Origin of the sequence: Streptomyces sp. NPDC058674, assembly GCF_042716505.1 — a bacterium.
Classification (GTDB): Bacteria; Actinomycetota; Actinomycetes; order Streptomycetales; family Streptomycetaceae; genus Streptomyces.
Genome location: NZ_JBHXSC010000030.1, coordinates 1 through 24267, shown reverse-complemented (window position 1 = coordinate 24267; position 24267 = coordinate 1). Strand labels below are relative to the sequence as shown.

General features: G+C 71.0%; 23 protein-coding genes. 9 read left to right on the top strand and 14 right to left on the bottom strand.

Going from position 1 to position 24267, the window contains the following annotated elements; translation table 11 throughout:
* Positions 1–23: 23 nt before the first annotated feature.
* The 6 genes from ACFWU6_RS17590 to ACFWU6_RS17565 all read right to left on the bottom strand — a co-directional run bounded on the left by ACFWU6_RS17590 (position 24) and on the right by ACFWU6_RS17565 (position 5795).
* On the bottom strand, positions 24–1280 hold the full coding sequence (locus tag ACFWU6_RS17590; protein WP_351280116.1) for a cysteine desulfurase: 1257 nt from the start codon (positions 1278–1280) through the stop codon (positions 24–26).
* On the bottom strand, positions 1277–2041 hold the full coding sequence (gene sufC / locus ACFWU6_RS17585) for a Fe-S cluster assembly ATPase SufC (RefSeq protein WP_383803897.1): 765 nt from the start codon (positions 2039–2041) through the stop codon (positions 1277–1279). Before sufC ends, ACFWU6_RS17590 begins: the two co-directional genes overlap by 4 nt.
* A 7-nt stretch (positions 2042–2048) precedes the next feature.
* The gene (locus ACFWU6_RS17580; RefSeq protein ID WP_383803895.1) at positions 2049–2366 is read right to left on the bottom strand and encodes a bifunctional 3-phenylpropionate/cinnamic acid dioxygenase ferredoxin subunit; all 318 of its coding nucleotides are present in this window, start codon (positions 2364–2366) and stop codon (positions 2049–2051) included.
* Positions 2366–3544, bottom strand: coding sequence for a Fe-S cluster assembly protein SufD (sufD, locus tag ACFWU6_RS17575; protein ID WP_383803893.1), 1179 nt, complete (start codon positions 3542–3544; stop codon positions 2366–2368). The genes ACFWU6_RS17580 and sufD overlap by 1 nt, the downstream gene beginning before the upstream one ends.
* Before the next feature lie 77 nt (positions 3545–3621).
* A complete protein-coding gene (gene sufB, locus ACFWU6_RS17570; RefSeq protein ID WP_383803891.1) occupies positions 3622–5037 on the bottom strand; it encodes a Fe-S cluster assembly protein SufB in 1416 nt (471 codons plus the stop codon).
* Positions 5034–5795 carry a helix-turn-helix transcriptional regulator gene (locus tag ACFWU6_RS17565; RefSeq protein ID WP_383803889.1) on the bottom strand — a complete coding sequence of 254 codons (762 nt, stop codon included), beginning with the start codon at positions 5793–5795 and terminating at the stop codon, positions 5034–5036. Before ACFWU6_RS17565 ends, sufB begins: the two co-directional genes overlap by 4 nt.
* A gap of 399 nt (positions 5796–6194) precedes the next feature.
* Between ACFWU6_RS17565 and ACFWU6_RS17560 the strand changes: the two genes are divergently transcribed.
* From ACFWU6_RS17560 to ACFWU6_RS17545, 4 genes are all read left to right on the top strand, one after another.
* Positions 6195–7121, top strand: coding sequence for an ABC transporter ATP-binding protein (locus ACFWU6_RS17560; protein ID WP_383981795.1), 927 nt, complete (start codon positions 6195–6197; stop codon positions 7119–7121).
* A complete protein-coding gene (locus ACFWU6_RS17555) occupies positions 7118–7885 on the top strand; it encodes an ABC transporter permease (protein ID WP_383981793.1) in 768 nt (255 codons plus the stop codon). The genes ACFWU6_RS17560 and ACFWU6_RS17555 overlap by 4 nt, the downstream gene beginning before the upstream one ends.
* Before the next feature lie 82 nt (positions 7886–7967).
* On the top strand, positions 7968–9101 hold the full coding sequence (locus tag ACFWU6_RS17550) for a hypothetical protein (protein ID WP_383981791.1): 1134 nt from the start codon (positions 7968–7970) through the stop codon (positions 9099–9101).
* A gap of 4 nt (positions 9102–9105) precedes the next feature.
* The gene (locus ACFWU6_RS17545; RefSeq protein WP_383981790.1) at positions 9106–10095 is read left to right on the top strand and encodes a heme A synthase; all 990 of its coding nucleotides are present in this window, start codon (positions 9106–9108) and stop codon (positions 10093–10095) included.
* A gap of 167 nt (positions 10096–10262) precedes the next feature.
* Here the strand turns inward: ACFWU6_RS17545 and ACFWU6_RS17540 are convergent, their stop codons facing one another.
* From ACFWU6_RS17540 to ACFWU6_RS17530, 3 genes are all read right to left on the bottom strand, one after another.
* Positions 10263–11405, bottom strand: coding sequence for an amidohydrolase (locus ACFWU6_RS17540; RefSeq protein ID WP_383981788.1), 1143 nt, complete (start codon positions 11403–11405; stop codon positions 10263–10265).
* Between the two features lie 133 nt (positions 11406–11538).
* Positions 11539–11880 (bottom strand): hypothetical protein, encoded by a 342-nt coding sequence (locus ACFWU6_RS17535; protein ID WP_383981786.1) that lies wholly within the window; start codon positions 11878–11880, stop codon positions 11539–11541.
* Between the two features lie 24 nt (positions 11881–11904).
* Positions 11905–12846 carry a heme o synthase gene (locus ACFWU6_RS17530; RefSeq protein WP_383803875.1) on the bottom strand — a complete coding sequence of 314 codons (942 nt, stop codon included), beginning with the start codon at positions 12844–12846 and terminating at the stop codon, positions 11905–11907.
* 352 nt (positions 12847–13198) lie between these two features.
* Here ACFWU6_RS17530 and tkt point away from each other — a divergent pair, with 352 nt between their 5' ends.
* The 5 genes from tkt to pgl all read left to right on the top strand — a co-directional run bounded on the left by tkt (position 13199) and on the right by pgl (position 19917).
* Positions 13199–15286 carry a transketolase gene (gene tkt / locus ACFWU6_RS17525; protein ID WP_383981784.1) on the top strand — a complete coding sequence of 696 codons (2088 nt, stop codon included), beginning with the start codon at positions 13199–13201 and terminating at the stop codon, positions 15284–15286.
* 34 nt (positions 15287–15320) lie between these two features.
* Positions 15321–16439, top strand: a complete 1119-nt coding sequence (tal, locus tag ACFWU6_RS17520; protein WP_383803870.1) for a transaldolase — start codon at positions 15321–15323, stop codon at positions 16437–16439.
* A gap of 5 nt (positions 16440–16444) precedes the next feature.
* Entirely contained in the window at positions 16445–17971 is a 1527-nt protein-coding gene (zwf, locus tag ACFWU6_RS17515) for a glucose-6-phosphate dehydrogenase (protein WP_383803868.1), read from the top strand.
* On the top strand, positions 17968–19038 hold the full coding sequence (gene opcA / locus ACFWU6_RS17510) for a glucose-6-phosphate dehydrogenase assembly protein OpcA (protein WP_383803866.1): 1071 nt from the start codon (positions 17968–17970) through the stop codon (positions 19036–19038). Before zwf ends, opcA begins: the two co-directional genes overlap by 4 nt.
* 102 nt (positions 19039–19140) lie before the next feature.
* Positions 19141–19917, top strand: a complete 777-nt coding sequence (pgl, locus tag ACFWU6_RS17505; protein ID WP_383803958.1) for a 6-phosphogluconolactonase — start codon at positions 19141–19143, stop codon at positions 19915–19917.
* A gap of 76 nt (positions 19918–19993) precedes the next feature.
* On the opposite strand, the gene pgi is transcribed toward pgl, so the two are convergent.
* The 5 genes from pgi to ACFWU6_RS17480 form a co-directional block, all read right to left on the bottom strand.
* The gene (gene pgi / locus ACFWU6_RS17500; protein ID WP_383981835.1) at positions 19994–21646 is read right to left on the bottom strand and encodes a glucose-6-phosphate isomerase; all 1653 of its coding nucleotides are present in this window, start codon (positions 21644–21646) and stop codon (positions 19994–19996) included.
* Between the two features lie 175 nt (positions 21647–21821).
* Positions 21822–22109, bottom strand: coding sequence for an RNA polymerase-binding protein RbpA (locus ACFWU6_RS17495; protein WP_383812367.1), 288 nt, complete (start codon positions 22107–22109; stop codon positions 21822–21824).
* A gap of 228 nt (positions 22110–22337) precedes the next feature.
* The gene (gene secG / locus ACFWU6_RS17490; protein ID WP_383812365.1) at positions 22338–22571 is read right to left on the bottom strand and encodes a preprotein translocase subunit SecG; all 234 of its coding nucleotides are present in this window, start codon (positions 22569–22571) and stop codon (positions 22338–22340) included.
* Positions 22572–22725: 154 nt separating this feature from the next.
* The gene (gene tpiA, locus ACFWU6_RS17485) at positions 22726–23517 is read right to left on the bottom strand and encodes a triose-phosphate isomerase (RefSeq protein WP_383812363.1); all 792 of its coding nucleotides are present in this window, start codon (positions 23515–23517) and stop codon (positions 22726–22728) included.
* Between the two features lie 6 nt (positions 23518–23523).
* The coding region (locus tag ACFWU6_RS17480) for a phosphoglycerate kinase (protein ID WP_383981781.1) at positions 23524–24267 on the bottom strand (744 nt) is incomplete at its 5' end.

Below are 24267 nucleotides of genomic sequence, written 5' to 3'. Positions count from 1 at the left end.
CAACGCCTTCGTCGTGTCCTTCGTCATCCGAAGAAGTTCCGTACGTGCTCCAGCCCGTCGATCAGTGCGTCGACCTCGGCCGGAGAGGAGTACAGGTAGAAAGACGCTCGCGTCGTCGCGGGAATTCCGTACCGCAAGCAGACCGGGCGCGCGCAGTGGTGTCCCACGCGGACCGCGATGCCCTGCTCGTCCAGTACCTGGCCGACGTCGTGCGGGTGGATGTCACCGAGCGTGAAGGAGATCGCGGCGCCGCGGTCCTCGGCCGTGGTGGGGCCGATGATCCGCAGGCCGGGGACCTCCAGGAGGCGCTTGACCGCGTACTCGGTGATCGCGTGCTCGTGCGCGGCGATCTTGTCCATGCCGATCGCGGTCAGGTAGTCCACGGCCGCACCGAGACCGACGGCCTGGGCGATCGGGGGCGTGCCCGCCTCGAACTTGTGGGGTGCCGGGGCGTAGGTCGAGGCGTGCATCGACACGGTCTCGATCATCTCGCCGCCGCCGAGGAACGGCGGCAGGTCCTCCAGGAGCTCCTGGCGGCCCCAGAGGACGCCGATGCCGGTCGGGCCGCACATCTTGTGGCCGGTGAAGGCCACGAAGTCCGCGCCGAGCGCCTGCACGTCCAGCGGCATGTGCGGAGCAGCCTGGGAGGCATCGATCAGCACCAGCGCGCCGACGTCCTGGGCGCGCCGGACGATCGCCTCGACCGGGTTGACGGTGCCCATGATGTTGGAGACCAGCGTGAAGGAGACGATCTTCGTCTTCTCCGTGATGACCTCTTCGATGTTGGACAGGTCGAGCCGGCCGTCGTCGGTGAGACCGAACCACTTCAGCTTCGCTCCGGTGCGCTGCGCGAGCAGCTGCCACGGCACGATGTTGGAGTGGTGCTCCATCTCCGTGATGGCGATCTCGGTCTCGCGGTCGACCCGGTAGGGCTCGTCCGCCCAGCCGAGCATGTTCGCGACCAGGTTGAGCGACTCGGAGGCGTTCTTGGTGAAGATCACCTCGTTGCGGCTCGGTGCGTTGATGAAGGCGGCGACCTTGTCACGAGCGCCCTCGTACAGCGCCGTGGCCTCCTCGGCGAGCACGTGCACGCCGCGGTGGACGTTGGCGTTGTGCTGCTCGTAGTACTCGTTCAGCGCGTCGAGCACCTGGCGCGGCTTCTGCGAAGTCGCCGCGTTGTCCAGATAAACGATCTTCTTCCCGTCGTGGACCACACGATCCAGCAGGGGGAAGTCCTTGCGGATCGCCTCGGTGTCGAGGAGGCCAGGCAGCTGTGTCACGCGGTCGCGCCACCCTTCACGTACTTGTCGTAACCCTCGGCCTCCAGCTGGTCGGCGAGCTCGGCGCCGCCGGACTCGGCGATGCGGCCGTTCGCGAACACGTGCACGAAGTCGGGCTTGATGTAGCGCAGGATGCGCGTGTAGTGGGTGATCAGCAGGGTGCCGACCTCGCCGCCCTCGCGGACGCGGTTGACGCCCTCGGAGACGACGCGCAGGGCGTCGACGTCCAGGCCGGAGTCGGTCTCGTCGAGGATCGCGATCTTCGGCTTGAGGAGCTCCAGCTGGAGGATCTCGTGGCGCTTCTTCTCGCCGCCGGAGAAGCCCTCGTTGACGTTGCGCTCGGCGAAGGCGGTGTCCATCTGGAGCTGCTCCATCGCGGACTTGACCTCCTTCACCCAGGTGCGCAGCTTCGGCGCCTCGCCGCGGATGGCGGTGGCCGAGGTGCGCAGGAAGTTGGAGACCGAGACGCCGGGGACCTCGACCGGGTACTGCATGGCGAGGAACAGGCCGGCGCGGGCGCGCTCGTCGACGGACATCTCCAGGACGTCTTCGCCGTCGAGGGTCACGGTGCCACCGGTGATGGTGTACTTCGGGTGACCGGCGAGGGAGTAGGCCAGGGTGGACTTGCCGGAGCCGTTCGGACCCATGATGGCGTGCGTCTCACCCTGCTTGACGGTGAGGTCGACGCCCCTGAGGATCTCGCGGGCGCCGTTCTCGGCCTCGACGGAGACGTGCAGGTCGTGGATTTCAAGCGTTGCCATGGATACCTCAGGACTCCTGGGTGAGGGAGACGAGCACGTCGTCCCCTTCGATCTTTACGGGGTATACGGGTACGGGGCGCGTGGCGGGGAGGCCGGACGGCTTGCCGGTGCGCAGGTCGAAGGCCGATCCGTGCAGCCAGCACTCGATCATGCAGTCCTCGACCTCGCCCTCCGAGAGGGAGACGTTCGCGTGCGAGCAGATGTCGTTGATCGCGAACACCTCCCCGTCGGTGGAGACGATGGACACCGGCGTGCCGTCGAGTTCCACCCGCTTGGGGGTGTTCTCCTCCAGCTCGCTCAGCGCGCAGGCCTTGACGTAAGGCATCAGACGGAACCCTGGAGCTCGGTCTCGATCTTGGAGAGCAGGCGCTCCTCGATGTCGGCGACACCGATCTGCTGGACCAGCTCGGCGAAGAAGCCGCGCACGACCAGACGGCGGGCCACGTCGGCCGGGATGCCGCGGGCCTGGAGGTAGAAGAGCTGCTCGTCGTCGAAGCGGCCGGTCGCGGAGGCGTGGCCGGCGCCGACGATCTCGCCGGTCTCGATCTCCAGGTTCGGCACCGAGTCGACCCGCGCGCCGTCCGTCAGGACGAGGTTGCGGTTCATCTCGTAGGTGTCGGTGCCCTCGGCGGTCTTCTCGATGAGCACGTCACCGATCCAGACCGCGTGGGCGTCCTGGCCCTGGAGCGCGCCCTTGTAGACCACGTGCGACTTGCAGTGCGGGGCACTGTGGTCGACCAGGAGGCGGTGTTCCTGGTGCTGGCCGGCGTCGGTGAAGTACAGGCCGAAGAGCTCGGCCTCGCCGCCGGGGCCCGCGTAGGTCACGCGGGGGTGCAGGCGTACGAGGTCGCCGCCGAAGGTGACCACGATCGACTTGAAGGTCGCGTCGCGGCCGACCAGCGCGTTGTGCTGGGAGACGTGGACGGCGGTGTCGTCCCAGTCCTGCACGGACACGACGGTCAGCTTCGCGCCGTCACCGACGAGGAAGTCGACGTTGGCGGCGCGCACGCCGTCACCGGTGTGGTCGAGGACGACGACGGCCTCGGCGAAGGCCTTGACGTCGAAGACCGTGTGGCCGAAGGTCGTGCCGCCCTCGCCGTGCAGCGCGACGCGCACGGGCTCGGTCAGGACCGCCTCCTTGGGCACGGTGACGACCGTGGCCTTGGTGAAGGACGAGAACGCCTGGGCGGCGACCCGGTCCACCGGGGTGCCGGCCTTGCCGAGGCGCGCGTCGCCGCGCTCCACCGACTCGACCGTCACGCCCTCGGGGGCGTCGATCTGGGCCTTCATGGTGCCGTTGGCGACCGCGGTGCCGTCGTGCAGGCCCTTGAGGCGGGCGAGCGGGGTGAACCGCCACTCCTCCTCGCGGCCGTTCGGAACCGGGAAGTCGGCCACGTCGAAGGACGGGGGCGCGCTCATCCGGGTGGCGACGGTGGACTCGGCGGCCACCGCGATCGCGCCGGCAGTGGTCGAACCCGCCGGAATGTTCTGAGCCTCAGCCATGGCTGTCGTCTTGCTCACTCTCTTGTAAAGCGCTGCCTACGTAGAAGAATCCGCGGCGGATGCCGGGCGGTCGGGGACTAGCCGACCGAACCCTCCATCTGCAGCTCGATCAGCCGGTTCAGCTCCAGCGCGTACTCCATCGGCAGCTCTCGCGCGATCGGCTCGACGAAGCCGCGCACGATCATCGCCATGGCCTCGAACTCGGTCAGCCCGCGGCTCATCAGGTAGAAGAGCTGGTCGTCGGAGACCTTGGAGACGGTGGCCTCGTGGCCCATGGACACGTCGTCCTCGCGGACGTCCACGTAGGGGTAGGTGTCCGAGCGGGAGATCGTGTCGACCAGCAGCGCGTCGCACAGCACGTTGGACTTCGAGCCGTGGGCGCCCTCGCCGATCTCGACCAGGCCCCGGTAGGAGGTGCGGCCGCCGCCCCGGGCCACCGACTTGGAGACGATGTTGGAGGAGGTGTTCGGCGCCATGTGGACCATCTTGGAGCCGGCGTCCTGGTGCTGGCCCTCGCCCGCGAAGGCGATGGAGAGGGTCTCGCCCTTGGCGTGCTCGCCCATCAGGTAGACGGCCGGGTACTTCATGGTGACCTTGGAGCCGATGTTGCCGTCGATCCACTCCATGGTCGCGCCCTCGTACGCCACGGCGCGCTTGGTGACCAGGTTGTAGACGTTGTTCGACCAGTTCTGGATCGTCGTGTAGCGGCAGCGGCCGCCCTTCTTCACGATGATCTCGACCACGGCGCTGTGCAGCGAGTCCGAGGAGTAGACCGGCGCGGTGCAGCCCTCGACGTAGTGGACGTAGGCGTCCTCGTCCACGATGATCAGCGTCCGCTCGAACTGGCCCATGTTCTCCGTGTTGATCCGGAAGTAGGCCTGGAGCGGGATGTCGACCTTGACGCCCTTGGGCACGTAGATGAACGAGCCGCCGGACCACACCGCGGTGTTCAGCGAGGCGAACTTGTTGTCGCCGACCGGGATGACCGTGCCGAAGTACTCCTGGAAGAGCTCGGGGTGCTCCTTCAGCGCGGTGTCCGTGTCGAGGAAGATGACGCCCTGCTCCTCCAGGTCCTCGCGGATCTGGTGGTAGACGACCTCGGACTCGTACTGGGCCGCGACACCGGCGACGAGGCGCTGCTTCTCCGCCTCGGGGATGCCGAGCTTGTCGTACGTGTTCTTGATGTCCTCCGGCAGGTCCTCCCACGAGGCGGCCTGCTTCTCGGTGGAGCGCACGAAGTACTTGATGTTGTCGAAGTCGATGCCGGAGAGGTCGGAACCCCAGTTGGGCATGGGCTTCTTGCCGAACAGCTTGAGACCCTTGAGGCGGAGGTTCAGCATCCACTCGGGCTCGGACTTCTTCGCCGAGATGTCGCGGACTACTTCCTCGGACAGACCCCGCTTGGCAGCGGCGCCGGCCGCGTCGGAGTCGGCCCAGCCGTATTCGTAGGTGCCCAGGCCATCGAGCTCAGGGTGAGCAGTCTCCGTGGTCATGCGGGGTTCCTCCCGGCCGTACTTGCAGATGCTGATGTGTCGGTCTGTGCTGCGCCCGCACTTCGCGGGATGAACGTCGTGCACACTCCGTCGCCGTGGGCGATGGTGGCGAGGCGCTGCACATGTGTCCCGAGCAGGCGGGAGAAGACCTCGGTCTCCGCCTCGCAGAGCTGTGGGAACTGCTCGGCGACGTGCGCGACCGGGCAGTGGTGCTGGCAGAGCTGTTCACCGCTGTGCGGGCCGGGAGCGCTCTTCGCCGTAGCAGCGTACCCGTCCGCGGTCAACGCCCTGGCCAGGGCCTCGGCGCGGTCCTCCGGTGCGGCGGCGGCGACGGCGTCCCGGTAGGTCAGGGCCTGCGCCTCCATCCGCGCGCGGGCGAAAGCGGCCACGGCCGCCTCGCCCTGGGCGCCGCCGCCGCCGGACTGCGCGATCCAGCGCATGGCGTCGGCGGCGAGCGTGTCGTAGGACTGGTCGAAGGCGTCGCGCCCGCAGTCGGTCAGTGCGAACACCTTGGCGGGCCGGCCCCGGGTGCGGGCGCCGTACACGCGCTGCTCACGGGCTTCGACGACGTCGTCGCTCACGAGCGTGTCGAGGTGGCGGCGGACGGCGGCCTGGGTGAGGCCGAGGCGCTGCGCGAGGTCGGCGACGGTGGACGGACCGTGGTCCAGGATGGACCGCGCCACCCGGTTGCGGGTTGACCGCTCCCCGGTCGCGAGCTCCCCCTGGGGGGTCTCGGTGTGCCGTTCGCCGTATTTCACAACGCCATTGTTGCGTAATTAACCGGACGACGACAAGCCGTGATGGAGGCCACTCACGGTGGCCTCCATCACTAAGGGTTACCTAATTTATCGACGCAGAGTTATTCGGAGCCAATTATTCCGATCGCCCGCCGGGCCTCCCGGTGAAGCGGTACAGGGCCCCCACCAGCAATCCCCCGCCCATCACGCTTCCCGCAACCATGAAGTCCGCATTCCCGAAAAGATCACCGAACGACGCTGGGCCATCCGGGACCGCCCCGCAGAAAAAAACCGCGCGCGCAGCGCGGTGTTCGCATCAAACGGCCTCCAAAACGGGTTGCGGCCACCCGACGAGCGGCCCGGCCGCCCTTCGACCCCGGGACCCGGGACCCCCTCCGGGGCTCCGTAGACTCCACACCCATGAGCAACGACCCCGCCGTGCGGATCCGCGGACTGGTGAAGCGGTACGGCCCCAAGACCGCGGTGGACGGACTGGACCTCACCGTCCCGAGTGCCTCCGTCACCGCGGTCCTCGGTCCGAACGGCGCGGGCAAGACGACCACGGTGGAGACCTGCGAGGGCTACCGCCGGCCCGACGCCGGCACGGTCCGCGTCCTCGGCCTCGACCCGGTCTCCCAGGCCGAGGCCCTTCGCCCGCGGGTCGGCGTGATGCTGCAGTCCGGCGGCGTCTACTCCGGCGCGCGCGCCGTCGAGATGCTGCGCCACATGGCCAAGCTGTACGCCGACCCGCTCGACGTCGACCCCCTGGTGGAGCGCCTCGGCCTCGGCGGATGCGGCCGCACCCCCTACCGGCGGCTCTCCGGCGGCCAGCAGCAGCGCCTGGCCCTGGCCATGGCCGTGGTCGGCCGCCCCGAGCTGGTCTTCCTGGACGAGCCCACCGCCGGACTCGACCCGCAGGCCCGCCGCGCGACCTGGGACCTCGTACGGGAACTGCGCACGGACGGGGTCACCGTCGTCCTCACCACCCACCACATGGACGAGGCGGAGCAGCTCGCCGACGAGGTGGCCATCGTGGACGCGGGCCGGGTCATCGCCCACGGCAGTCCCGAGCAGCTGTGCCGCGGGGGCGCCGAGAACACCCTGCGCTTCACCGGCCGCCCCGCCCTCGACCTCGGCTCGCTGCTCAAGGCGCTGCCCGACGGCACCGAGGCCGCGGAGCCCACCGCGGGCGTCTACCGGGTCACCGGGGACGTCGACCCCCAGCTGCTGGCCACCGTCGCCTCCTGGTGCGCGCAGCACGGCGTGCTGCCGGACAGCCTCACGGTGGAGCGGCACACCCTCGAAGACGTCTTCCTCGAACTGACCGGTAAGGAGCTGCGCGCATGAGCGCCGGCACGTTCACCCCCCGCCCGGGGGCCGCGCCCGTCTCCCGCATGATCCTCGCGCAGACGGCACTGGAGACCCGGATGCTGCTGCGCAACGGCGAACAGCTGCTGCTCACCGTGGTCATCCCGGCGCTGCTGCTGGTGCTGTTCTCCTCCGTCGACATCATCGAGACCGGCGCGGGCGAGTCGGTGGACTTCCTGGCACCCGGCATCCTGGCACTCGCCGTGATGTCCACGGCCTTCACCGGCCAGGCCATCGCCACCGGCTTCGACCGCCGCTACGGGGTCCTCAAGCGGCTCGGGGCCTCCCCGCTGCCCCGCTGGGCGCTGATGGCCGCCAAGACCCTGTCGGTGCTGGTCACCGAGGTGCTCCAGATCGCCCTGCTGACGGTGATCGCCCTCGCCCTGGGCTGGTCGCCGCAGGGGAACCCGCTGTCGGTCGCCGTGCTGGTCCTGCTGGGCACCGCCGCCTTCTCCGGGCTCGGACTGCTCATGGCGGGCACCCTCCGGGCGGAGGCGACCCTGGCCGCCGCCAACCTCGTCTTCCTGCTGCTGCTGGTCGGCGGCGGCGTGATCGTGCCGCTGGACAAGTTCCCGGCCGGGGTCCGCTCCGCCCTGGAGCTGCTCCCCATCTCGGCCCTGTCCGACGGACTGCGCGCGGTGCTCCAGCAGGGGGCCTCGCTGCCGTGGGGCGACGCGGCCGTCCTGGCCGCCTGGGCGGCGCTCGGCCTGGGGGCCGCGGCCCGGCTGTTCCGCTGGGAGTGAATCCCTTCCGCTCCGGTCCGCCTTCCCGCGACTATGGACCTCGACCCATGAGGTGCGCGGACCACGACGCCGGGGGGCGGACATGGCGGAGCGAGAGGCCGTTCTTCGGCTGGACGGACAGTGGGCACGGGTCCGGGCGGGCGCCGATCACGTGGAGCCGGCGGAGCGCGACCGGCTGCTCGACGAGCTGATCGGCGCCCTGCGGACCCGCCCGGAGGACCCCGAGTGCACCGCCCTGCTGGGGCTCCGCCTCGCCGACCGGGCCGCCCTGCGCTTCGCCGAGGGCGACCGCGCGGCCGCCCTCGCCACGATCGAGGAGGGGCTGCGCAGCTCCGAGCGCGCGGCGGCGCACTCCCCCGACTTCGCCCGCTGGTACGCCCGCGGACTGATCAACCACGGGGTCTGGCTGGCCTGGCCGCTGAGCGACGCCGCCCGGCTGCCGCGCCACCCGATGGGCCCGGCCGCCACCGAGGGCCCCAGCGCGATGGAACGGGCGGCCGGCGAACGCGCCCGCGACCTGACCCGGACCGCCGTGGGCGTGTGGGCGGGCCTGGACCAGCGGGACCCCGTCAACCGGCGCGGCCTCGCCCAGGCCAAGGTCTTCCTCGGGGACCGGCTCGCCGAGCTCGGATCGGCCGAGGAGGCGGTGGCCTGGGCGGTGGACGCGGAGGCGGACTTCCGGCAGCTGCTGCTCGCGGACCCGGGGGCGGAGGAGGCCGAGGAGACCGAGGAGGCCCTCGACCACATCGACCGCCAGCTGGAACTGCGCCTGCGCTTCCTGGCCTTCGGCTCCCTGGTCAGTCTGCGCGCACGGGGCCTGCTGCCCGAGCGGCTGCTGCCCCAGGCCGTGGTGGCAGCCCGGATCCAGGGCGTGGCCGAGCCCGAGATCGCGGCCCGGCTGCACCTCGGCGCCGAGCAGGTCCGCACCATGCTGGAGGTCACGCCCTGGCTGGCGGTCTGGCGCGTCGAGGTCCGGGGCCCCGACGGGCTGTGGCACGTACAGGGGCATCCGTGGCACAGCGCCACAGAGGTCCGGAACAGGACAGCGGAGGACGTGGCGTCCGAAGTGGTACGCGGCTTCGCGGCGTCGGCCGACTATCCGGGCGATGGCGGGCACTGGCGCTTACGCCTCTGGTGGCACGAGGAGGGCGATCCGGCCGGGGCGAGGTTCCGCCTGGTCGTCGGACCCGACGCACCCGGAGCCACCCCCTCGTGAAAGTTTGCACAAGGCGGCGCCTACGATAGTGGCCGTGTTGAACCCATTCGCATACATCGCCGACCGCTGGACGCCCTCACCCCGGACCGTCCGGCGGGCCGCGTTCGCCGCGCTCCTGATGAGCGTGGCCATCGTCGTCACCGGCGGCGCGGTGCGGCTGACCGGCTCCGGCCTCGGCTGCGACACCTGGCCCAAGTGCACCGACGACAGCCTCATCGCGACGCAGGCCCAGGGCTTCCACGGCGCCGTCGAGTTCGGCAACCGGATGCTGACGTACGTGCTCTGCGCCGCCGTCGGCTGGTACATCGTCGCGGCCCGCTCGGCCAAGCCCTGGCGCCACGCGCTGACCCGGCTCGGCTGGACCCAGTTCGCCCTGGTGGTGTGCAACGCCGTGCTCGGCGGGATCACCGTCATGACGGGCCTCAATCCGTACAGCGTGGCGGGGCACTTCCTGCTCGCCACCACGCTGATCGCGGTGACCACCATCAGCTGGCAGCGCACCGCCGAGGGTGACACCGCTGCGCGCCCGCGCGTGCCCGGCCCGGTGCGCAAGCTGTCGTGGGCGCTGATCGCGACCACCCTCGTACTGATCGCGGCGGGCACCGTCGTCACCGGTTCCGGGCCGCACGCCGGTGACAGCAGCGAGATCGAGCGGATGCCGTTCGACTGGGCGGCCACCGCCCACGTGCACGCCGTCGCCGCCTGGGTGGTGTGCGCGCTCGCCGTCGCGATGTGGCTGGTGCTACGCGTGGTCGACGCCCCGGCCGACACGCGGGCCCGCGCCCGCGACCTGCTGGTCGTCCTGCTCGCCCAGGGCGCCATCGGCTACGTGCAGTTCTTCACCGAGCTGCCCGAGCTCCTCGTCGCGGCGCACATGCTGGGCTCCTGTCTGGTGTGGATCGCGGTGCTGCGGGTGGCACTGGGCCTGCGCGAGCGGCCGGCGGCCCGGGCGGACGCCCCGGCGGGGGCCGACCCCCTGCTCTCGACCGTCTGAGCGGCCGACCGGCGACCCGACCGGCGACCGAAGATCCGGGCCCGCCGCGCCGGTCCGGGCCGGGCGTGACCAGGCGGCACCAGGCCGCACCGGTCCGGACCACACCGGTCGGGGCGCCGGGGCCCGGTCCGGTCGGGGCCTGCCGGTCCGGGTCCCGGGGCGCGACCCTACGCCCGCCCGTCCAGCCGGTAGACGCGGCGGGCGTTCCCCTCGGCGATCATGGCCGCCACCCGGTCCGCGTCGCGTCGGGACCAGGCGCCCTCGGCGACCCATCCGCCGAGCACCCGGTCCAGTGCCTCCCGGAACACCAGGGCGCCCACCGCGTGCAGTTCGGGCAGCCGCCGGCCCCCGCTGGAGAACATCAGCTTCCCGAACGGCGCGAGCTCCAGCAGCTCGGCCAGGATTCCCGCGGCCCGCGTCCCGGTCCGCCCGAGGGCCGCTCCGGCGTCGGCGTACACGTGCGGGAAGGCGGCCGCGAGCTGCGCCGCGTGCCGGTGGTGCGGATAGCCGCCCAGCAGCACCAGCCGCGCCCCCAGGCCCACCGTGGCCCGCGCGAACTCCGTGAACAGCCCGGGGTCGCCCCGGTCCGGCCGCTGTCCCGGCTCCCCCGCGTCCGCCCCCGTGTGCAGCTGGAGGGCCGGCCCGGACCCCACCGCGCTCCACAGCAGGTGCCGCAGGAGCACCGGGTCCCGTACGGCGTCGCCCTTGGCCCGCCGGGCCAGCCAGCGGCCGGCCGCCCCGCGGACCTCGTCGGGGTCCGGCGGCCCGGGGGCGAAGGCCAGGACGGCGCCGAGGGAGGGGCCCGCGGACGGGCCGGCCGAGCCGCAGGTGAAGGCGGCGGCCCCGGTGGCCGTGTGATGGACGGCCTCGGCCAGGTTGGCCAGGAAGGCGGCCACGGTCCCGGAGGTGTCGGCGGCCTCCTCGGCCAGCAACTCCAGGCGGACCACCTCGAAGGCCTCCGCGTTCCCGGCGAGCGCCAGCTCCTTGGGGCCGGTGAGGTCCCCGGCCGCCCCGCTGTCGACCAGGTAGGCGGCGACCCCCGCACCGCGCAGCAGCCGCCGGGCGGACTCGGCCGGGCCGAGCTCGCGCCGGCGGGCCAGGTAGCGGACGGGGGCGCAGTGCGGCTCCAGCCCCAGCAGCGGCGGGCACCAGCGGCGCACGGCGAAGCCGGTCTGGGTGTCGAAGGAGGTGGTGCCCGCGGCGGGCGGGCCGGCCGAGTGGACCAGCTCGGCCTCGAAGGTGCCCAGGCCCAGTTCCGTACGGAGTACTCCGTGGCAGTACTGGTCCACCAGGGGCGGCGTTTCGATCATCCGGGCATCCCGTTGCGGACGTGGGGAGAGGAAGCGGCTTCCACACGTCCTAACGGGTGAGCGGGGTGTGAGGTGTTGCTCGCGCTGTTGACCGAGACGGCCCCGGACGGGGCCGGAGCGGGCGCCGGAGGGGTCAGACGGCCGGGTTCGCCGGTCCGCCGATCTGGATCCCGGCCATCCGGGTCCACTCGTACGGGCCGGTCCGCACCCGGGCGGCCAGCTCTCCGTCGAAGTCCTCGTGGAGGGTCAGCGCGGCCTTCTCGGCGGCCAGCCGGGCCACGGCGAAGGTGGGTGCCGCCAGGTCGCCCCATCCGCCGTCCGTGCCGACGAGCACGATCCGGGTGCCGGCCTGCCCGATGTGCGCGAGGTGGCCCTCGGCGCCGCCGTGCTGCGCGGCGAAGGCGCCGATCTGCTTGGCCAGCTTCGCCGCCGTGCGGTCCTGCTTCTTGTCTGCGGTCTGCGCGGTGTCTGCCATGGACGGCATGCTACCCGTGGGTAATCAGCGGAGGAAGGGATCCACGGCCACCGCCACGAACAGCAGCGACACGTAGGTGATCGACCAGTGGAAGAGCCGCATCTCCTTGAGCTTGCCGCCGGTCATGCCCGCCTTGGCCCGCGCGTGCAGAGCGTGCGCCTCCCACAGCCACCAGCCGCCGGCCACCAGCGCCACCGCGGTGTAGAACCAGCCGGTGTACCCGAGCGGGGTCAACAGCAGCGAGACCGCGACCATCACCCAGCTGTAGAGGACGATCTGGCGGGCCACGACCTTGTTGCCGGCCACGACCGGGAGCATCGGCACGCCGACCCGCGCGTAGTCGTCCTTGACCTTCATCGACAGCGGCCAGTAGTGCGGCGGCGTCCAGAAGAAGATGACGAGGAAGAGGATGACCGCGGCCCAGGAGACCTCGTTCTTCACCGCGGACCAGCCGATGAGCACCGGCATGCAGCCGGCGATGCCGCCCCAGACGATGTTCTGGGAGGTGCGCCGCTTCAGCAGCATCGTGTAGACGACGACGTAGAAGAGGAGCGCGCCGAGCGCGAGCGCGGCCGAGAGCCAGTTGATCAGCAGGCCGAAGAAGAGGGTGGAGAGCACCCCCAGCGCGATGCCGAAGACCAGGCACTCGCGCGGGCTGACCATGCCGGTCACCAGCGGGCGCTGCGAGGTCCGGTCCATCAGCGCGTCGATGTCGCGGTCGATGTACATGTTCAGGGCGTTGGCACCGCCCGCGGACAGGTAGCCGCCGAAGCAGGTGGCGAGGACCAGCCACAGCGACGGCACGCCCTGCTCGGCGAGGAACATCACCGGCACGGTCGTGATGAGCAGGAGCTCGATGATCCGCGGCTTGGTCAGTGCCACGAAGGCCATGGCCCGGGCCCCGAACGGCCGGTGACCGGAGCTCGTCCCGAGCACCCCCGCTGGACGGGATTCGACGGCCGTCACGCACACCCCTGACAGAGAATTCCAGCAAGCTCCGCGCGGACCACGGAAGACATGGAGGTCCGGTAAAGGCTTGCGCGTACCACGCCACTCTAGACGTTGCGCTTGCGTCGCCCCGCGCGGGGGTCCGTTCGTGTTGGGCCGGGCGGACCGGGCATACGGGACGGTACGACCACGAGCGCACCCCCGCGCTCAGAGGGCGCCTCCGGCGCTCAGGTGAACACCCGTCGGCGCCGACATGACCGACTCTCGGCACTCGAATAGCTGCACGCCGTGGCGGGGGTAGGCTCGGAATCGCGCCGGTGCAACGCCTCGTCACCGGGAACAGACATGTGGAGAGGAGCCCTGACACACGGTGAGCACCAAGCCGACCACCACAGAGCTCGAGTGGACCGAACTGGACCAGCGGGCCGTCGACACCGCCCGCATCCTGGCCGCTGACGCGGTCCAGAAGGTCGGAAACGGCCACCCCGGTACGGCGATGAGCCTGGCCCCCGCCGCGTACACCCTCTTCCAGAAGGTGATGCGGCACGACCCGGCGGACCCCGAGTGGGTCGGCCGCGACCGCTTCGTGCTCTCCGCGGGGCACTCGTCCCTCACCCTGTACACGCAGTTGTACCTGGGCGGCTTCGGCCTGGAGCTGGACGACCTCAAGGCGTTCCGGACCTGGGGTTCCAAGACCCCCGGCCACCCCGAGTACGGCCACACGGCTGGCGTCGAGACCACCACCGGCCCGCTCGGCCAGGGCATCGCCAACGCGGTGGGCATGGCCATGGCCGCCCGCTACGAGCGCGGCCTGTTCGACCCGGAGGCCCCGCAGGGCACCTCCCCGTTCGACCACATGGTCTACGCGATCGCGGGCGACGGCTGCCTCCAGGAGGGCATCTCCCACGAGGCGTCCGCCCTCGCCGGCCACCAGAAGCTCGGCAACCTCGTGCTGCTGTGGGACGACAACCACATCTCCATCGAGGGCGACACGGAGACGGCCGTCTCCGAGGACACCCTGAAGCGGTACGAGGCGTACGGCTGGCACGTCCAGCGCGTCGCGCCGCAGGAGAACGGCGACCTCGACCCGAAGGCGCTCTTCGCCGCCTTCGAGGCCGCCAAGGCCGAGACCGGCCGCCCGTCCTTCATCGCGGCCCGCTCGATCATCGCCTGGCCGGCCCCGGACGCCCAGGGCACCGAGGCCGCGCACGGCTCGGCGCTCGGCGACGACGAGGTCGCCGCCACCAAGCGCGTCCTCGGCTTCGACCCGGCGCGGACCTTCGAGGTCTCCGACGAGGTCATCGCGCACACCCGCAAGGCGCTGGACCGCGGCCGCGAGGCCAAGGCCACGTGGGAGAAGGACTTCTCCGCCTGGCGCACCGCCAACCCGGAGCGCGCCGCGGAGTTCGACCGCATCAACGCCAACGAGCTGCCCGCGGGCTGGGAGGAGCAGCTCCCCGTCTTCGAGACCGGCAAGGCCGTCGCCACCCGCGCGGCCTCCGGCAAGGTCCTCGGGGCGCTCGGCGCGGTCATCCCGGAGCTGTGGGGCGGTTCCGCCGACCTGGCCGGCTCCAACAACACGACCATCGACAAGAACTCCTCGTTCCTGCCGGTGGGCAACCCGCTGCCGGAGGCCGACCCGTACGGCCGCACCATCCACTTCGGCATCCGCGAGCACGCCATGGCCGCGGCCATGAACGGCATCGCCCTGCACGGCCACACCCGCATCTACGGCGGCACCTTCCTGGTGTTCTCCGACTACATGCGCAACGCCGTGCGCCTCTCCGCCCTGATGCACGTGCCGGTCACCTACGTGTGGACGCACGACTCCGTCGGCCTCGGCGAGGACGGCCCGACCCACCAGCCCGTCGAGCACCTCGCCTCGCTGCGCGCCATCCCCGGCCTGAACGTGGTCCGCCCGGCCGACGCGAACGAGACCGTCGTCGCCTGGCGCGAGATCCTGCGCCGCCACACCAAGGTGTTCGGCAAGGGCGCTCCGCACGGTCTGGCGCTGACCCGCCAGGGCGTGCCCACCTACGACCGCAACGAGGACGCCGCCAAGGGCGGGTACGTGCTCTTCGAGGCCGAGGGCGGCGAGCCGCAGGTCGTCCTCATCGGCACCGGCTCCGAGGTCCAGCTCGCCGTCGCCGCGCGCGAGCAGCTCCAGGCCGTCGGCGTCCCGACCCGCGTGGTCTCGATGCCGTCCGTGGAGTGGTTCGAGGAGCAGGACCAGGCGTACAAGGACAGCGTCCTGCCCCCCGCCGTCACGGCGCGCGTGGCGGTCGAGGCGGGCATCGGCCTGACCTGGCACCGCTACGTGGGCGATGCCGGCCGCATCGTCTCGCTGGAGCACTTCGGTGCCTCGGCGGACGCGAAGGTGCTGTTCCGCGAGTTCGGCTTCACTCCCGAGGCCGTGACCGCCGCCGCCCACGAGTCGCTCGCCGCCGCCGCGCGCTGACGCCCGTACCAGAACAGTAGGAGATGCAATTCCCATGACAGACGCACTCAAGCGCCTCTCCGACGAGGGCGTGGCGATCTGGCTGGACGACCTGTCGCGCAAGCGCATCACGTCCGGCAACCTCGCCGAGCTCATCGACCAGTCGCACGTGGTCGGTGTCACCACCAACCCGTCGATCTTCCAGAAGGCCATCAGCCAGGGCGACGGCTACGACCAGCAGCTGACCGACCTCGCTGCCCGCCGGGTGACCGTCGAGGAGGCCATCCGGATGATCACGACGGCGGACGTCCGCGACGCCGCCGACATCCTGCGCCCGGTCTACGACCGCACCGACGGCCAGGACGGCCGGGTGTCGATCGAGGTCGACCCCCGCCTGGCCCACAACACCCTGGCGACCGTCGCCGAGGCCAAGCAGCTCGCCTGGCTGGTGGACCGGCCGAACACGCTCATCAAGATCCCGGCGACCGAGGCCGGCCTGCCGGCGATCACCGAGGTCATCGGCCGGGGCATCAGCGTCAACGTCACGCTGATCTTCTCGCTGGAGCGCTACCGCAAGGTCATGGACGCCTACTTGGCGGGCCTGGAGAAGGCCAAGGCAGCCGGCCTGGACCTCTCGCTGATCCACTCGGTCGCCTCCTTCTTCGTGTCCCGCGTGGACAGCGAGATCGACAAGCGCCTGGACGCCGTCGGCACCGACGAGGCCAAGGCCCTCAAGGGCAAGGCGGCCCTCGCCAACGCCCGTCTGGCCTACGAGGCGTACGAGGAGGTCTTCTCCTCGGACCGCTGGGCCGCCCTGGAGCGTGTCGGCGCCAACAAGCAGCGTGCGCTGTGGGCCTCGACGGGCGTCAAGGACCCGGCGTACAAGGACACCCTGTACGTGGACGACCTGGTCGCCCCGAACACGGTGAACACCATGCCGGAGGCCACGCTGGAGGCGACCGCCGACCACGGGCAGATCACGGGCGACACCGTGCGCGGCACCTACGCGCAGGCGCGTGCCGAGCTCGACGCGGTCGCGAAGCTGGGCATCTCGTACGACGATGTGGTGCAGCTGCTCGAGGACGAGGGCGTCGAGAAGTTCGAGGCGTCCTGGAACGACCTGCTGAAGTCCACCGAGGCGGAGCTTGAGCGCCTTGCCCCCACGGAGGCCTGAACACTTTGTCTGTGAACGGAGCGAACCCGCTTCGTGACGCACAGGACCGGCGGCTCCCGCGCATCGCGGGGCCGTCCGGCCTGGTCATTTTCGGCGTTACGGGTGACCTGTCGCGCAAGAAGCTGATGCCTGCCGTCTACGACCTGGCCAACCGCGGCCTGCTCCCGCCCGGCTTCTCGCTGATCGGGTTCGCCCGGCGCGAGTGGCAGGACGAGGACTTCGCCCAGGAGGTCCACGACGCCGTCAAGGAGCACTCCCGCACGCCCTTCCGTGAGGAGGTCTGGCAGCAGCTGGTGCAGGGCTGCCGGTTCGTGCAGGGGGACTTCGACGACGACGCGGCCTTCGAGACCCTCAAGGCGACCATCGAGGAACTCGACAAGGCGCAGGGCACGGGCGGCAACTTCGCCTTCTACCTGTCGGTCCCGCCGAAGTTCTTCCCCAAGGTGGTCCAGCAGCTCAAGGACCACGGGCTGGCCCAGAAGGAGGGCTCCTGGCGGCGTGCCGTCATCGAGAAGCCCTTCGGCCACGACCTGAAGAGCGCGGAGGAGCTCAACAAGGTCGTCCACGAGGTCTTCCCCCGCGACGAGGTCTTCCGGATCGACCACTACCTCGGCAAGGAGACCGTCCAGAACATCCTGGCGCTCCGCTTCGCCAACACCATGTTCGAGCCGATCTGGAACCGGTCGTACGTCGACCACGTCCAGATCACCATGGCCGAGGACATCGGCATCGGCGGCCGGGCCGGGTACTACGACGGCATCGGCGCCGCCCGCGACGTCATCCAGAACCACCTGCTGCAGCTGCTCGCGCTCACCGCGATGGAGGAGCCCGGCTCCTTCCATCCCAAGGCGCTGGTGGCGGAGAAGCTCAAGGTGCTGACCGCCGTGGAGCTGCCGGAGGACCTGGGCAAGCACACCGTGCGCGGCCAGTACTCGGCGGCCTGGCAGGGCGGCGAGAAGGTCGTCGGGTACCTCGAAGAGGACGGCATCGACCCCAAGTCGAAGACCGACACCTACGCGGCGGTCCGCCTGGAGATCAACAACCGCCGCTGGGCGGGCGTCCCGTTCTACCTGCGGACCGGCAAGCGCCTGGGCCGCCGGGTGACCGAGATCGCGGTGGTCTTCAAGCGCGCCCCGTACCTCCCGTTCGAATCGGGCGCGACCGAGGAGCTCGGGCAGAACGCCCTGGTCATCCGGGTCCAGCCGGACGAGGGCGTGACGGTGCGCTTCGGCTCCAAGGTCCCGGGCACCTCCATGGAGGTCCGGGACGTCACGATGGACTTCGCCTACGGCGAGTCCTTCACGGAGTCGAGCCCCGAGGCGTACGAGCGGCTCATCCTCGACGTGCTCCTCGGCGACGCGAACCTCTTCCCGCGCCACCAGGAGGTCGAGCTGTCCTGGAACATCCTCGACCCGATCGAGGAGTACTGGGACAAGCACGGCAAGCCCGCGCAGTACCCGGCGGGCACCTGGGGACCGGTCGAGGCGGACGAGATGCTCGCACGAGACGGACGGAGCTGGCGCCGGCCATGAAGATCGACCTCACGGAGACCAACTCCAGCAAGATCAACGCCGCGATGGTGCAGGCGCGCCGGGACATCGGCACGCCGGCCATCGGCATGGTCCTCACGCTGGTGATCGTGACCGACGAGGAGAACGCGTACGACGCCCTCAAGTCGGCGAACGACGCGTCCCACGAGCACCCCTCGCGGATCATCGTCGTCATCAAGCGGGTCAGCCGCTCGCCGCGCAGCCGCCGCGATGCCCGTCTCGACGCGGAGATCCGCGTCGGGGCGGACTCCGGCTCCGGCGAGACGGTCGTGCTGCGCCTCCACGGCGACCTGGTGGACCACGCCCAGTCGGTGGTCCTCCCGCTGCTGCTGCCGGACGCCCCCGTGGTGGTCTGGTGGCCCGAGGGCGCTCCGACGGACCTGGCGGGCGACCCGCTGGGTTCGCTGGGGCAGCGCCGGATCACGGACACGTACTCCTGCGAGAACCCGATCGGCACCCTGGCCGGCCGGGCCGCGGCGTACGCCCCCGGGGACACGGACCTGTCCTGGACCCGGATCACCCCGTGGCGCTCCATGCTGGCGGCCGCACTCGACCAGCAGATCCTGTCGGTCGACACCGCGACCGTCGAGGGCGAGGACGACAACCCGAGCTGCGAGCTGCTGGCCATGTGGCTGGCGGACCGGCTGAAGGTCCCGGTCAAGCGGACGCTGTCGTCCGGCCCGGGGCTGACGGCCGTACGCCTGGAGACCAAGGACGGCGACATCGTCCTGGACCGCGCGGACGGGGCCCTGGCCACGCTCTCGATGCCGGGGCAGCCCGACCGTGCGGTGGCGCTCAAGCGCCGCGAGACGGCCGAGCTGCTGGCGGAGGAGCTGCGCCGGCTGGACCCGGACAACACGTACGAGGCCTCGCTGAAGTTCGGCGTGGCCAGGCTGGACGCCGCTCAGGCGGCCCAGGCGTCGGCCAAGCCGGCTCGGGCGTCGGCGAAGCCCGCTCCGGCCGAGGCGGCTCCCGCGGAGGCCCCGGCGGCTCCGGCACGGGCGGACAAGCCCGCGTCGAAGCCGTCCAAGAAGACCGCGGCCACGTAGCAGTGGACCCGAGACGCCGGCGGGGCTGGAGATCCAGCCCCGCCGGCGTTTCGGGCGGCCGCACCCGCACCCGAACTACCGACAAGGCGGCAGCACATGGGTATGACGACTCCCCAGGTCGTCGTCCACCGGGACAAGGAGCTGATGGCCCAGGCCACGGCCGCCCGGCTCATCACCAAGATCGTGGACGCGCAGACGGCCCGCGGCTCCGCCTCGGTGGTCCTCACCGGCGGCCGCAACGGCAACGGCCTGCTCGCGGCGCTGGCCGCCGCCCCGGCCCGGGACGCGGTCGACTGGTCCCGGCTGGACCTCTGGTGGGGCGACGAGCGCTACGTCCCCGCCGAAGACCCCGAGCGCAACCACACCCAGGCGCGCGAGGCCCTCCTGGACTCCGTCCCGGTGGACCCCGCCCGGGTGCACGTCATGCCCGCCTCCGACGGCCCGTACGGGGACGACGTGGACGCGGCGGCGGCGGCGTACGCGGCCGAGCTGGCGAAGGCGGCCGGCCCGGAGGACCACGGCCCGGTCCCCCGCTTCGACGTGCTGATGCTGGGGGTGGGCCCGGACACCCACGTGGCCTCCCTCTTCCCGGAGCACCCGGCCGTCCGCGAGACCGAGCGCACGGTGGTCGGCGTCCACGGCGCCCCCAAGCCCCCGCCCACCCGGATCTCCCTGACCCTCCCGGCCATCCGTGCGGCCCGCGAGGTCTGGCTCCTGGCCGCGGGCGAGGACAAGGCCGGCGCCGTCTCCCTCGCCCTGGCGGGCGCGGGCGAGGTGCAGGCCCCGGCCGCGGCCGCGTACGGCCGCTCCCGCACCCTGTGGCTGCTGGACCGCGCGGCGGCCTCCGGCCTCCCCGCCGGGATGTACCCGCCGGCCTGAGGGCCGTCCCGTACGGCACCGACGACGGAGCGCTCCGCACCCTCTCCGGGTGCGGAGCGCTCCGTCGTAGCCGGGGTCAGCGGCCGCTCAGCTCCCGGTAGGTCGCCACCAGGGCCTTTGTCGAGGGGTCGAGGCCCGGTACCTCCGCGCCCTCGGTCAGGGCGGGCTCGACCCGCTTGGCGAGGACCTTGCCGAGCTCCACGCCCCACTGGTCGAAGGAGTCGATGTTCCACACCGCGCCCTGGACGAACACCTTGTGCTCGTACAGCGCGATCAGCTGGCCCAGCACCGCCGGGGTGAGGCCGGCCGCCAGGATCGTGGTCGTGGGGTGGTTGCCCCGGAAGGTCTTGTGCGGGACCAGCTCCTCCGGGACGCCCTCCGACCGCACCTCGTCAGCCGTCTTGCCGAAGGCCAGCGCCTGCGTCTGCGCGAAGAAGTTCGCCATCAGCAGGTCGTGCTGGTCCTTCAGCCCCGGGAGCAGGTCGTCCACCGGGCGGGCGAAGCCGATGAAGTCGGCGGGGACCATCCGCGTGCCCTGGTGGATGAGCTGGTAGTAGGCGTGCTGCCCGTTGGTGCCGGGAGTGCCCCACACCACGGGGCCGGTCTGCCACTCCACCGGATTGCCGTCCCGGTCCACCGACTTGCCGTTGGACTCCATGTCCAGCTGCTGCAAGTACGCCGTGAAGCGGGAGAGGTAGTGGCTGTAGGGGAGCACCGCGTGCGACTGCGCGTCGAAGAAGGCGCTGTACCAGACGCCCAACAGGCCCAGCAGCAGCGGGGCGTTCTCCTCCGGCGGCGCCGTGCGGAAGTGCGTGTCCATGGCGGCGAAGCCGCCGAGCATCTCGCGGAAGGCGTCCGGGCCGATCGCGATCATCAGGGACAGGCCGATGGCCGAGTCGAAGGAGTAGCGTCCGCCGACCCAGTCCCAGAACTCGAACATGTTGGCCGTGTCGATGCCGAATTCGGAGACCTTCTCCCCGTTGGTCGACAGCGCCACGAAGTGCCGTGCCACGGCGTCCTCGCCCGCGCCCAGTTCCGTGAGGAGCCAGTTCCGCGCGGAGGTCGCGTTGGTGATGGTCTCGATGGTGGTGAAGGTCTTGGACGCGATGATGAAGAGCGTCTCGGCGGCGTCCAGGTCCCGCACGGCCTCGTGCAGGTCGGCACCGTCCACGTTCGACACGAACCGCACGGTCAGGCCGCGGTCGGTGAAGGCCCGCAGCGCCTCGTACGCCATCGCCGGACCGAGGTCGGAGCCGCCGATGCCGATGTTGACGACGTTCTTGATGCGCTTGCCGGTGGAGCCCTTCCACTCCCCCGACCTGATCCGGTCGGAGAAGGCGGCCATCTTGTCGAGGACGGCGTGCACGCCGGGGACGACGTTCTCGCCGTCCACCTCGACGACCGCGTCCGCGGGGGCGCGCAGGGCGGTGTGCAGCACCGCCCGGTCCTCGGTCGTGTTGATCTTCTCGCCGCGGAACATCGCCTCGCGCAGCTCGGCCACCCCGGTCGCCGCCGCGAGCTCGCGGAGCAGCGCCAGCGTCTCGTCGGTGACGAGGTGCTTCGAGTAGTCGATGTGCAGGTCCCCGGCCCGCAGGGTGTAGCCGGCGCCGCGGCCGGGGTTCTCCTCGAACAGTCCCCGCAGATGCGTCTGCCCGAACTCCTCCCGGTGCTTGCCGAGTGCCTGCCACTCGGGCGTCCGGTTGAGCTTCGTACGGCTGTCTGCGTTCATCCTGGACATCAACCCATTTCTTGCGTCCTGTCGTGCCCCGCCGATCTCCAACTTAAAGGATGCGGAGCGGCCGTGCCGGACAGGCGCCGTCGATGCGGGACACGCGAAGAGGCCCGGTGGGGCAGGAGTCCTCTCCTGCCCCACCGGGCCTCTTCGTACGCGCCTGACGGGCCGTTCAGATCTCGCCCCGGAGCTTCGCGAGTGCCTCGGCGAGGATCGCCTCGCCGTCGGCGTCGGTGCGGCGCTCGCGTACGTACGCCAGGTGCGTCTTGTACGGCTCGGTGCGCGGCGGCGCCGGGGGGTCCTCCCGGTCCTGGCCGGCCGGGAACCCGCAGCGCGGGCAGTCCCAGGTGTCCGGCACCTGCGCGTCGCTGGCGAAGCTCGGCTGAGTCTCGTGCCCGTTCGAGCACCAGAAGGAGATGCGCAGGCGGGGCGCGGACTCGCCGCGCTCGGCCTCGCCCATCGGCCCCGCTCCGACCCGGCTACCACGGATCGCGTTGCCACTTGCCACGGTCGTAACTCCCTGCGTGGTGGTGCCGCGGAGCATGAGTGGATCTTCCGCCGCGGGCGCCCAAGTCTACGTAAGGCCCAACGCGCGTCCAGGGACCGGAGTTACTCATTCCAGGCCATGGACGCCGACCTCATGATAGGCCGGGCGGAGCCGACCGGACGGGCGGAACGGCCAGAACGGTCAGCTGGCGCTCGACTTCATCAGCAGGCCGAGCGCCATGATGCAGGCGAACCACATCAGACCGACGACGACGGTGATGCGGTCCAGGTTGCGCTCGGCGACGGAGGAACCGCCGACCGACGACTGCATGCCGCCGCCGAACATGTCGGAAAGGCCGCCGCCCTTGCCCTTGTGCATCAGCACGAGCAGCATCAGCAGGGCGCTGAAGACGATCAGGGCGATCGAGAACCCCATAATCACGGCTGATTCCTACTTTCTGGCTTTTCTGGCTTTCCGGCGGTGCGGGGAAGCGCGCGGGGGCCAGCGGCTGTCGGTACAGCCTCCTGGCCCCCGCAAGGGTACGACGGATCCGTGCCGCCGCATACTCACGGCGGCCCCGGTCCCGGTCCTACTGGTCCCGGAAGCGGACGATCTTCACGAACTCGTCCGCGTCCAGCGCCGCGCCGCCGATCAGGGCGCCGTCGACGTCGGGCTTGGCCATGATCGCCGCGATGTTGCCGGACTTGACCGAGCCGCCGTACTGGATGCGGACCTTGTCGGCCAGCTCCCGCGAGTACAGCTCCGCGAGGCGGCCGCGGATCGCACCGCAGACCTCCTGCGCGTCCTCGGGGGTGGCGACCTCGCCGGTCCCGATGGCCCAGACGGGCTCGTACGCGATCACGATGGACTCGACCTGCTCGGCCGGGACGTCCTTGAGGCCGCCGTCGAGCTGGGCGAGGGTGTGGGCGACCTGCTCGCCGGCCTTGCGGACGTCCAGGCCCTCGCCGACGCACAGGATCGGGGTGAGGCCGTGGCGGTAGGCGGCCTTGACCTTGGCGTTGCAGACCTCGTCGTCCTCGGCGTGGTACTGGCGGCGCTCGCTGTGGCCGACGGCCACGTACGTGCACTGGAGCTTGGCCAGCATCGCGCCGGAGATCTCGCCCGTGTAGGCGCCGGAGTCGTGCGCGGAGAGGTCCTGGGCGCCGTACTTGATCTTCAGCTTGTCGCCGTCGACCAGGGTCTGGACCGAGCGCAGGTCGGTGAAGGGCGGCAGGACCGCGACCTCCACGGCGTCGAAGTCCTTGTCGGCCAGGGCGAAGGCGAGCTTCTGGACGTGGGCGATGGCCTCGAGGTGGTTGAGGTTCATCTTCCAGTTGCCCGCCATCAGCGGGGTGCGGCCTGCGGAAACGGGAGCAGTCATGCGGGGTCAGCCCTCCAGGGCGGCAAGGCCGGGGAGCGTCTTGCCCTCGAGGTATTCGAGGGAGGCGCCGCCACCGGTGGAAATGTGGCCGAAAGCGTTCTCGTCGAAGCCGAGCGTACGCACGGCAGCGGCGGAGTCGCCGCCGCCGACGACGGTGAACGCGCTGCTGTCGACGAGGGCCTGGGCGACGGCCTTGGTGCCGTGGGCGTAGTCGGGGTGCTCGAAGACGCCCACGGGGCCGTTCCAGAAGACGGTCTCCGCATCGGCGATCTTCGCCGCGTACAGCTCGCGCGTCCTGGGGCCGATGTCCAGGCCCTCCTTGTCGGACGGGATCTTGTCCGCGTCCACGGTCTCGAAGTCCGCCGGGGTCTTGCCCTTGAGGTCCGGGAAGTCCGTGGAGACGAGCACGTCGACCGGGAGGACCAGCTCGACGCCGGTCTTCTTCGCGCGCTCCATGTACTCGGTGACCTTCTCCAGCTGGTCCGTCTGGAGCAGGGAGATGCCGACCTCGTGGCCCAGGGCCTTGAGGAAGGTGTAGGCCATGCCGCCGCCGATGAGGATGCGGTCGGCCTTGCCGAGCAGCTCGTCGATGACGGCGAGCTTGTCGGAGACCTTGGCGCCGCCGAGGACCACGACGTAGGGGCGCTTGACCTCGTCGGTCAGCTTCTTCAGGACGCCGACCTCGGTGGCGATGAGGTAGCCGGCCGCGTGCGGGAGGCGCGCGGGGAGGTCGAAGACCGAGGCGTGCTT

Bases quoted from the DNA above. Each gene is read 5' to 3' on its own strand.
- sufC (WP_383803897.1), bottom strand. From the start codon at position 2,041: ATGGCAACGCTTGAAATCCACGACCTGCACGTCTCCGTCGAGGCCGAG.
- ACFWU6_RS17580 (WP_383803895.1), bottom strand. From the start codon at position 2,366: ATGCCTTACGTCAAGGCCTGCGCGCTGAGCGAGCTGGAGGAGAACACC.
- sufD (WP_383803893.1), bottom strand. From the start codon at position 3,544: ATGGCTGAGGCTCAGAACATTCCGGCGGGTTCGACCACTGCCGGCGCG.
- sufB (WP_383803891.1), bottom strand. From the start codon at position 5,037: ATGACCACGGAGACTGCTCACCCTGAGCTCGATGGCCTGGGCACCTAC.
- ACFWU6_RS17560 (WP_383981795.1), top strand. From the start codon at position 6,195: ATGAGCAACGACCCCGCCGTGCGGATCCGCGGACTGGTGAAGCGGTAC.
- ACFWU6_RS17555 (WP_383981793.1), top strand. From the start codon at position 7,118: ATGAGCGCCGGCACGTTCACCCCCCGCCCGGGGGCCGCGCCCGTCTCC.
- ACFWU6_RS17550 (WP_383981791.1), top strand. From the start codon at position 7,968: ATGGCGGAGCGAGAGGCCGTTCTTCGGCTGGACGGACAGTGGGCACGG.
- ACFWU6_RS17540 (WP_383981788.1), bottom strand. From the start codon at position 11,405: ATGATCGAAACGCCGCCCCTGGTGGACCAGTACTGCCACGGAGTACTC.
- ACFWU6_RS17535 (WP_383981786.1), bottom strand. From the start codon at position 11,880: ATGGCAGACACCGCGCAGACCGCAGACAAGAAGCAGGACCGCACGGCG.
- tal (WP_383803870.1), top strand. From the start codon at position 15,321: ATGACAGACGCACTCAAGCGCCTCTCCGACGAGGGCGTGGCGATCTGG.
- opcA (WP_383803866.1), top strand. From the start codon at position 17,968: ATGAAGATCGACCTCACGGAGACCAACTCCAGCAAGATCAACGCCGCG.
- pgl (WP_383803958.1), top strand. From the start codon at position 19,141: ATGACGACTCCCCAGGTCGTCGTCCACCGGGACAAGGAGCTGATGGCC.
- pgi (WP_383981835.1), bottom strand. From the start codon at position 21,646: ATGAACGCAGACAGCCGTACGAAGCTCAACCGGACGCCCGAGTGGCAG.
- ACFWU6_RS17495 (WP_383812367.1), bottom strand. From the start codon at position 22,109: ATGGGCGAGGCCGAGCGCGGCGAGTCCGCGCCCCGCCTGCGCATCTCC.
- secG (WP_383812365.1), bottom strand. From the start codon at position 22,571: ATGGGGTTCTCGATCGCCCTGATCGTCTTCAGCGCCCTGCTGATGCTG.
- tpiA (WP_383812363.1), bottom strand. From the start codon at position 23,517: ATGACTGCTCCCGTTTCCGCAGGCCGCACCCCGCTGATGGCGGGCAAC.